The 1,281-nt window shown below is 65.0% G+C and carries 2 protein-coding genes and 1 pseudogene; all 3 read right to left on the bottom strand.

From position 1 onward, the window contains the following. Positions 1-17: 17 nt before the first annotated feature. Positions 18-338, bottom strand: coding sequence for a helix-turn-helix transcriptional regulator (locus U9980_RS27655; protein ID WP_322770618.1), 321 nt, complete (start codon positions 336-338; stop codon positions 18-20). Further along, positions 335-709: a type II toxin-antitoxin system RelE/ParE family toxin gene (locus U9980_RS27650; protein ID WP_322770617.1), complete on the bottom strand. Its 375-nt coding sequence runs from the start codon at positions 707-709 to the stop codon at positions 335-337. Before U9980_RS27650 ends, U9980_RS27655 begins: the two co-directional genes overlap by 4 nt. 298 nt (positions 710-1,007) lie before the next feature. Further along, positions 1,008-1,281 (bottom strand): annotated as a pseudogene (locus U9980_RS27645) (IS110 family transposase); the annotation flags it as partial.

The raw sequence follows: 1,281 nt of genomic DNA, 5'->3' as shown, positions 1-1,281 counted from the left end.
CCCCCGCCATGTCTTCATCAGGCGATCTTCAGCTGTTCGTCGCCGAAGTCGACGATGAGTTTCAGGCTTCCGCCGAGCGCTGCGACATAGCGCTGGAGGACATCCTGGGTGGAGACGTCCCCGTTCTCGATCTGCGAAATCCGTGCGACGCTCACGTCCATCCGGCTGGCCACCTGTGCCTGGGTGAGCCCTCGACGCTTGCGCAGCTCAGCCAGCCGCCATCCACGCGCCTGGTCGAGCATCTGCCGAATGGCCGCATCGAACGCCTCGGGACCGCCGGCGGTCTCCACGGCGCGCTCAAGGTGACTGCTGTCCCGCCAACGGCGCAGCTCCGTCATGATCCGGTCTCCCTCTTGCGTTCATCGAGATAGGCCGTGTACAGGCGTTCGGCCTCCGGGATCGCACTGTGGTACCAACGGCTCCACTGACCGGACTTGTCGCCGGCGACCAGCAGGACCGCAGACCTGTATGGGTCGAACACGAACAAGATCCGCATCTCGGTGCGGCCCGCCGATGGCGGTCTCAGCTCCTTCATGTTGGGCAGACGGGAGGCGGTCACCGTGTCCACCAGGGGACGACCTTCCGCCGGACCATTGCGCTCCAAGACCAGGATTGCCTGGTTGACCAGGCGATGACTGTCCCGGTCGGTCTCGAAGAGCGCGTCGAGGAACGCCTCCACCTGAGCGGTCATCAGGACCTCCCACTCCATCCAACCTCCCGGAGCCGAACTCGAGTTAAGGATATTATTAAGAATCTCGTTGGGTCCAGTCGGCGCAAGGTCCTCGATCTTCCCCGCCGCAGGCCCCGACACACCATCCGTACCGGTACCACCCACGTCCTGCTCGCAGCCTGACCATCCCTCACCCCATCGAACAGCCGCTACCCGCCGGACCGTGGACCGGCCGCTCACCCGGAACGACATCCGGGCCACAGGACACGACGTTGGCGCGTATCGCCCAGGTCGGGTCTGACCCGAAAAATAACGTGAGGTGACGGCGGTGCTTGGCTCACGCGGCCTCGGGGATGGGGTCGAAGCGGACGGTGTAGCCGAGGGTGTTGGCCTGGTGGGTGAGGCGGCGTAGGGCGCGTTCGGGGTCGCAGCGGGCGAAGTAGTCGCCGCCGAGGTCGTGGTAGTCGGTGTCGTTGCGCAGCATGTGCCAGATCGCGATGGTCAGTTTGTGCATGACTGCGACCAAGGCCCGTTTGCCACCTCTGCGGGTGGCGATGCGGCGGTAGAACACAGCCAGGTACGAGGTCTTGGGCGGCCTCAAGGAGTCAGTG

Origin of the sequence: Protofrankia sp. Cr1 (assembly GCF_963555865.1) — a bacterium.
Classification (GTDB): Bacteria; Actinomycetota; Actinomycetes; order Frankiales; family Frankiaceae; genus Protofrankia.
The sequence above is the reverse complement of the archived record's forward strand: the minus strand, read 5'-3'. Positions and strand labels throughout refer to the sequence as shown.

Coding starts and splice junctions, on each gene's coding strand:
- U9980_RS27655 (WP_322770618.1), bottom strand. CDS start 338: ATGACGGAGCTGCGCCGTTGGCGGGACAGCAGTCACCTTGAGCGCGCC.
- U9980_RS27650 (WP_322770617.1), bottom strand. CDS start 709: ATGGAGTGGGAGGTCCTGATGACCGCTCAGGTGGAGGCGTTCCTCGAC.